The organism is Endozoicomonas sp. Z74, from assembly GCF_057680865.1.
This window is the reverse complement of record NZ_JBLYZI010000042.1, coordinates 35,885-43,281: the sequence shown is the minus strand read 5'-3', so window position 1 is coordinate 43,281 and position 7,397 is coordinate 35,885. Positions and strand designations below refer to the sequence as shown.

Annotated in this window: 4 protein-coding genes; 3 read left to right on the top strand and 1 reads right to left on the bottom strand. The window is 47.8% G+C overall.

Annotation, left to right across the window (positions count from 1 at the left end; translation table 11 throughout):
* Positions 1 to 108 precede the first annotated feature (108 nt).
* Entirely contained in the window at positions 109 to 1,899 is a 1,791-nt protein-coding gene (locus ACNRUY_RS13615) for a hypothetical protein (RefSeq protein ID WP_488112185.1), read from the bottom strand.
* A 121-nt stretch (positions 1,900 to 2,020) separates the two neighbouring features.
* Here ACNRUY_RS13615 and ACNRUY_RS13610 point away from each other — a divergent pair, with 121 nt between their 5' ends.
* From ACNRUY_RS13610 to ACNRUY_RS13600, 3 genes are all read left to right on the top strand, one after another.
* On the top strand, positions 2,021 to 3,133 hold the full coding sequence (locus tag ACNRUY_RS13610; RefSeq protein ID WP_488112184.1) for a DSD1 family PLP-dependent enzyme: 1,113 nt from the start codon (positions 2,021 to 2,023) through the stop codon (positions 3,131 to 3,133).
* Between the two features lie 134 nt (positions 3,134 to 3,267).
* A complete protein-coding gene (locus tag ACNRUY_RS13605) occupies positions 3,268 to 5,529 on the top strand; it encodes a hypothetical protein (protein WP_488112183.1) in 2,262 nt (753 codons plus the stop codon).
* 310 nt (positions 5,530 to 5,839) lie between these two features.
* Positions 5,840 to 7,321: a peptide MFS transporter gene (locus ACNRUY_RS13600; protein WP_488112182.1), complete on the top strand. Its 1,482-nt coding sequence runs from the start codon at positions 5,840 to 5,842 to the stop codon at positions 7,319 to 7,321.
* Positions 7,322 to 7,397: the final 76 nt, after the last annotated feature.

Here is a 7,397-nt window from a genome sequence, read left to right as displayed (position 1 = left end):
ACAAAATACCTGTCTCGTTACCTCGGGTGGAAAAGGTTTCTTAAAACTCAACTCTTCTCAGAGGAGGCTTTTTTAGATCAAGTTTCTATACATTGGGTAGAGCAACACTTAATTTGAACAGCGCCGGGCGCTCTGATTATCAAATGATCCAGGCATTTCCTGCCCTGTTTCCATCTGGTAAATCAAATCAAGAACAGGGATCCATGGGGTTAAACCGGTTACTGCATCAGTACTTTTAAGAATCCTTTGCAGAGAATTATGTACTGCTTCTTGATTGTTATCAACAAAGTTGAGCCAGAATTCAATTAACAAGGTATCCCGAGCGTCATGTATAGTATCTTTAAGTTCAATACTTATTAGATGGCCCTGGTCACTGAGTTTTGACTTGATATGTTCTTGGATTGTTGTTCTGGACGTATCTGTTTTTGACGACAGTGGATCATGCTGTGGGCTAACCCTTTTTTTAAGCCTTTGTGTTTTTACAAGCTGTCTTGCTAAATACAGCGTTCTCCATAGGTGATGATTTGGAGAGAGCTGGTAGGGTAAAATTATCTCATGCCAGGCTATAAAGGCCGAGACTTCTTCTCTTGCGGCGTATTCGATAATGAGAAAGTGCAAAAATGGGATGGAGCTTCCTGGCTCAATATTTTCAACGTCCTCTGGACTGAGAAGCTGCCATGCTTCTGCTGGTGTAAAATAGGTTTGAATGAGTTGAAATAATCCTTGTGCCTGCTCTGTAGTACCTGTCATTTCTTTTTGCGTCGGCTTTAGCTTTTCTCTTTGTTCATAAATAATTTTTTCCTCTCTCTCTGTGTATTCTAGCGTCAATTGGTCAGCACTTTCTGGGTAAACCTCATTTTCTGGTTGGTTTTCAAAGGTAATGTCGAGGGAGGGAGTATTGTGCGGAGCGTCTTTCAAAAGATCTTGAGCAGTTGCTTCTAAGGTTAAAGCTTGGCCCTTTTGAACCACATTTCTATATCTCAAAAGGCTGAAAGGCCTGGCGACGAGGTGCTTCCCGTTAGTCATTGTTAATGCTTTGGCGTTTTCTGATATTTCATCAGCAGTCATTGGTGGAAGCTCATTTTCCATGGGTGGAGCTTGTTTTTGTTCTTCGTCCGGCGTGACAATCCTGGGCGTTGGTGGTGGCTTATTGTTTTCCCCAGGGCCTGGAGGTGGTTTTCCCCCCGATCCCCCGCCTGAAGCAGATGCTCCTCCCCGATTGATTACTGATGTAACCGTCGGTTGATTGTCTTGTTGTTCTCTTGAGTGTTTGCCAGCTCTCTGCTGTTGAGTTTCAGAATGTTTATGATTGCGTTTGCTACCCCCTTTTCGGCCATAGTTGGTCAATGGTGGAGAGTTGGGGTTGAGCTCTTGCTGGTATTCTTGAATTGGATCCGGAAAAAGCTGTTCCCTAAGGCTGACAGGAAGCACGTTAACAAACCATGACAGGGATTGTGTCAATGCTTCAAACCAGGTGTCTGTGCTGTTGGACTCCCTGAATATCCAGGGGCCTCTGATGAATCCAGCTGTCCATTGATAACCGGTTTGGTTGCTGCTGTTGCCAAAGGGAACCCCTGAGTGGTCTGGGCCAAGGTCGAATGAGTCAAATCCTCTCATAAAGTAACTGGGTGTGGTGCGAAGTCCCGGGAAAAGGCCACCGGAACGATTTTTGATATCCCACTCTACTGAATACTGTGACCCACCGCCCGGGTAAAAAGGATCATTACCCGGGAATGAGTCATCTCCATCTTGATCGGATTTATCCCGGTCAGACTCAATAGCAGGGAACGAATGGTTGACCGGAGGTGTCATATTTCTGGAAAACAGCGGTGTATCAACTTGCTGACAGTTACCTTTCTGGAAGGGTAACCAGATAATGACCAGTAGGGTTGCCGTCATCTTGCTAATGGGCTTCATCTGTTTTTATAGGGGCCAAGCATATGGAGTTGTTCAGTCTAGAATGCTTTCGCAAGGCATCAAGAAGTCAGGGGTAATTATCCCGGTACTGAAGGAGGGCATCATGCCAGAAAAACTCGAATCCACTGATACTCCGGCCCTGGTGGTGGATCTGGACCAGATGGAGGCCAATTTGCAGAAAATGCAGGCATATGTTGATAGCACTGACAGGGTGCTTCGACCTCACACCAAGGCCCATAAAATTCCTGAAATTGCCGCCATGCAGCTGGCACTGGGGGCAAAGGGCGTTTGTGTATCCAAGTTGGGAGAAGCCGAGGTGATGCTGGCGGGAGGGGTGGATGATGTATTGATCACAACTCCGGTGGCGAACCCCCTGAAGATTGCCCGGCTTATCAACTTGTGTCGGGCGTATCCTGAAGCACGGCTTATTCAGGTGATTGATCATGAAGTTCATGCGCTTGCTATCAATACAGCAGCCATGGAGGCAGGGGTTGTAGTAGAAGTGTTGGTGGAAGTTGAGTGTGGCCAGCTACGGTGTGGTGTTCTGCCAGGGGAAAACCTTCTGAGACTGATTCAGCAGATTTCAGGACTGCCTGGGCTATGCTGGCGGGGCCTTCAGGCATATTCTGGACATTTGCAACATATTCATGGCTACCAGAAACGGGTTCAGATGGCCCGGGATGCGGTCCGACCCGTATTTGATTTTATAGAGCAGAATCTGGTGCCTGCCGGCCTGAGCCCCGAGATTGTTTCTGGCGGGGGCAGTGGCACCTATGATGCCTGCAACGGAATGGGTTTCACTGAACTTCAGGCGGGTTCCTACCTCTTTATGGATTGGGATTATCACACCATTGGGGCTCGGGATGGTGATGAGATCTATCGAGACTTTGCCTGCTCCCTGAAGGTCTGGACAACAGTGATCAGCCAGCCTGAGCCCTCAAGGGCTGTTGTGGATGCGGGAATGAAATGCCTGTCCATTGATTCCGGGATGCCCAGGGTTGAAGGGCGGAATGATATTGAGTATCGAACGGGCGGCGATGAGCACGGGATACTTCACTTTTCAGATCCGGATGAAACCTTTGAAATAGGACGGCGCCTTCTGATGATTCCCAGTCACTGCGATACCACACTGAACCAGTTTTCCACCCTCTATGGTATTCGTAAGGGTGTGGTTGAGAAGCAATGGATCATTGAAGGGCGAGGGAGGAGTGATTGAGCTTTCTGGCAGGGCGCATGGTTTTTGGCGGTGAAACTAACCGGGCGATCAATTGTCAAAGGGGGCACGGGGTGGTATTGCGCCTTAAGGGGGATAGAGAGTCCAGTTAAGAATAATAATCAGTGAGAAGTGGTATGCAACCTATAGTCAGCTCTGGGCAAGCTTTATCCTTGACGGTAGAAAGTGCTGAAATCAAGGAGAAAGAGGATGAGGACTTCTTATTTCAGGCTTTTGACCGGTCGCTGAAACCCAAAGACGACTCCGATGAGTTGTTTTTGGAAAAAGAGGCTGATAGAGCCGAATCCCACATTAACCGTATGCAAAACCATTATGGCAGTTCAGATGTGTATTATGCCGCCCGGCATTATTTCTTATCAAAAGACAAGTTTCCGGATGAAATAGAAGCGGTAAAACAACTTTGCCGGAAAGGAAAATACCCCGCCCCCGAGATAATGTCGTCGTGGCTGAAAAACAGGCAGTGGTTTACTTGTCTGATGGTATTGCACTACGCTGGAAGGCCTACTGAAAGTTACAGTGATGCTCAATTGGGACTGACTCAATATGAAGGGGTTTTCAGACAAAATAGCTTTTATCGCGCAGTAATGAATAAACTCAGAGAGTGCTACGGTTGCAGAACCTATGAATGCTATCAGCAGTTTATGAACTGGTTGATTCAGCTTGATACGATTACAGATGCAAACCCGCCTCTGTCTATTATTGATCACTTAACTCTGGGTTATAAGTCTATTCGGCCCGAGCTTTGTAAAAGCCTGGGTGGGGAGGTTGAGAAAAGCTCAATCCCTGTATACGACCCTAATCTTACATTTTTTGGCGCTTCAATTACCCGTTATCCTATCCGCTTTTTTTATTTGAAAGCCAGTGTTATCAAAGCGATGTTGAATTATGCACCGGATGGTTATGCCATCAGGCTGGTATCAGATTGGTTGAACTCTGGTGAGTTTCAGGCAATACGTCAGGGGATTTTTCAACAAAACTATTATCCTCTTAACACATTTCACCATGAGTGCTATCCATGGAATTTGATCCTTGAGCCAATAAGTCATTGCCTCCCTGACATTCAGGGAGGAGTACTGCATGAAAAAATGTCAGAAGCCTTTGTTTTTCCTGAAAGTCGCGCCGATTTTGATCAGCCTTTGAATATCCGTAATGTGGATTTTTGTTTTGGACGGACATTAAAAAAGACGGTGGACAGTAAAAATATTTATATAAAAATACAGTTAAAAAATGAGAGTGATGATGACTTTTATCGAAGTTTTGCCCGTCTTAAGGTGATCCATGAAATGAGGGATGAGGCAGCTCTGGAGAGCACCTGCGTCACACCGGGTTCATTATTCTGGATTGATGTTCCACAGCAGTTTTTAAATGATTCCGCTTTAAGTGAGCAGGATAAAAAAAGTGTATTGAATCTTACAGGGTGTGAGCTTCGGCTGGCCATGGTATTTGAAACACCTGAAAATATTGATTATGAGCAGTATGTTTATGATGTCAGTCAACCGGAACATTTGAAGGCGGGACTGGCAACCTATGCCCGGGATTATGGCCGGTTGTGGAAAAGAGGTTTGCTTGGTCCTCCTGCTATTAATGCTTTTCATTGCGGCAGGGACAGGGCGTATATCACTATCGCCCCTTTTGCCGGAACTTACAGCGAGGGGTGTCTGGACAGCTGGAATCAGGAGGCTACCAATCATCCCAATGTGGGCGGGATAAGGCTGGGTATGCGTGATATGTCGGATATCCGGACTCCTGGTGAAATTAAACATCTTTATTTTGGTGGCAATGGAGTAAGGCCCGGAGAGCCGGGATTCCAGAAAAAAGTACAGATCAATGAACTGGCAAGAGCCGCCCAGGGTCTGGTGCTTCTTTATGGACGCAGTTTGGGAAAGACATTTGACATTGAGTGTCAGGCGTCAATGGATGGCATTGCCAGGGATATCTGCAGTCTTTTGTCGGATCTGTTCAGCTTTTCCATGCCCCTGAGTAAAGAACGTTGCCAGCAGCTGATGCTGGAAGATGATTTGTTGAATCAGTGTTCCCGTGAGATCGGTTACTGGTTGGCGGAGAGCGCACCTTTTGTTGCTGATATCCGGGCTGGGGAAATCAACCGTCGTGTGTATCCTCATTTGCCGGAAAAGATGAAGAGCGCCATTCTTCCTGGGGATATGATGGCGGACCTTGCTGATAGCGGTTTTATCGACAGTGTACATTGTTCACCCGGTAATCGATTAGGTCCCCGTGCAGGTCGTATGCCGCTGATCGCCCTGAATGCCATCATTGCCAAGTTGCTGGTGCAGGGCACCCTTGAGATGGTGCGCCAGGAAAACAACACAAGGCTTGAAGATCTCAAAACATTAGCTGGTCAGTCTCTGGTCGTATAACTGCGTAGACTTCTGGGTTTGGATAGGCTTTGCCCGGCACGGTGTTGCGTTTTCTCTGTAGTTCGTTTCGGTATTGTTTGACTGTAACCTGTTTAAACCGTGTACTGGTTGTTTTTTAAGTACTTGCTTCCACTCTATTTCCCCCTCCTACCCTGTATGGTTTCAGCCCATAGCTGCAATACCGGTAACCCCTTGATTAAAAAAAGAGAATAGCCTTCAGGACAATGATCTTGAAGAGCTCCGAGTCCCCGGAGTGACTGGAAGTAACAAGCCCTTAAAACTGTTTGTGTCGTACGAGGATTGTTGAGATATGTGGAACCGATTGAATAAGTCGATGATGGTTTGCCAGATGATGTTTGGCTTGTCTTTTTACGGGGTGATGGTCATCCTCACCCGCTTTTTCCTGGAAGACCTGGGGTACAGCGAAGCAGACACCATGATGGTGGTGGGGGCATTTTCTTCTATCGGTCCACTGTTTGCCATTGCCGGCGGATTTATTGCGGATAAATTCCTGGGGGCCTACCGTTCCCTGACCATCAGCTACGCCGGGTTTACCGTGGGCTATGTTCTGCTGGTGATGGGAGCTTCCTCGGCCAATGTGCCCATGAGCCTGGTGGGCATTGCCCTGGCCAGTTACTCCCGTGGCCTGATGTCACCTACTTATCCAAGCTTGTACAAAAGAACCTTTGCTACCGAGGAAGACTTTGAAAACGGGTATCCGGTGAACTACTCCGTTAACAATGTGGGGGCATTTCTGGGACAGTACCTTTTCCCCATGTTTGTTTTGGCCATCGGGTTTAATGGCAGCTTCACCCTGTCGGCGGTTATGGCTTTTGTAGCGGTGGCGACACTGGTGATCTCACGTAAGCCACTGGTGGCCGTTGCTGCTGATATTGATCAGAAGCCGGTTAGCCTGGTGAACTGGGTAGCCTTTATTCTGGTTTCAGTGGGCATGATCAGCCTGGTGTTCTTCATGTTTTCCAATATGGAAACCGGGCAGTACATCGTTTACGCCATTGGTGCCGCAGCCATTGTCTACTTTATTTTCAACATGATCAGCTCTCCCAGGTCGGAAGCCCTGAAGATGTCCACCATCCTGATTATGACGGCTCTGACCACCGCATTTTTTGTCTATTACGGCCAGATGATGACCTCCATGACCATGGTATCCATTAATACCATGCGCGGTGATCTGTTTGGGTTCATCCCAGTGGCCCCGGAAGCCTCTATGGCCATGAACCCGCTGTGGTGTATTGTGGGTGGTCCTCTGGTGACACTGGTCTTTTCTGCTCTGGAAAAACGGAATATCCAGTTTTCTACTGCAACCCGGGTGGGCTTTGCCTTTATTCTGACAGCGGTAGCCTTTGGCATTCTGACCCTGGCGGTCAAGAGTGTCGGCAGTGATGTGGTGATTCGCCCTGAAGTGTTCCTGGCTATCCATGCATTCCAGGCGTTTGCTGAAGTCATCGTGGGCAGTATGGTAGTGGCATTTATTCTGTCTGTAGCGCCCAAGCGGATTGAGAACTTCTCTGTCAGCCTGTTTTCTGTGGCCATTGCCCTCAGTGGTATTGTGGGTGCCGTCCTGTCCACATCCATTGCCCAGGAGAAAGGACAACAGATCACCACGGACTTTGTCCAGAACGTTTACGGTGACTACTTCAGCCTGTTGACGGTTCTGGCAGTGGTGATGGCGGTGATCGCCCTGGCCGCTTCCGGCATGATCCGGAAAATTCTGGACAAGAGTGAGCAGGCTGAGCTGGATGATCAGGACGAAACCCCGGCACTGGCCTGATCACCGAACGGTAAGATTTTAATAACAGCTCCCATGTCCACCATGGGAGCTTAATAATAACAAGGCTCGAAAAACC

Excerpts from the sequence above, each read along its gene's own strand:
- ACNRUY_RS13615 (WP_488112185.1), bottom strand. The coding sequence starts at position 1,899 with ATGACGGCAACCCTACTGGTCATTATCTGGTTACCCTTCCAGAAAGGT.
- ACNRUY_RS13605 (WP_488112183.1), top strand. The coding sequence starts at position 3,268 with ATGCAACCTATAGTCAGCTCTGGGCAAGCTTTATCCTTGACGGTAGAA.
- ACNRUY_RS13610 (WP_488112184.1), top strand. The coding sequence starts at position 2,021 with ATGCCAGAAAAACTCGAATCCACTGATACTCCGGCCCTGGTGGTGGAT.
- ACNRUY_RS13600 (WP_488112182.1), top strand. The coding sequence starts at position 5,840 with ATGTGGAACCGATTGAATAAGTCGATGATGGTTTGCCAGATGATGTTT.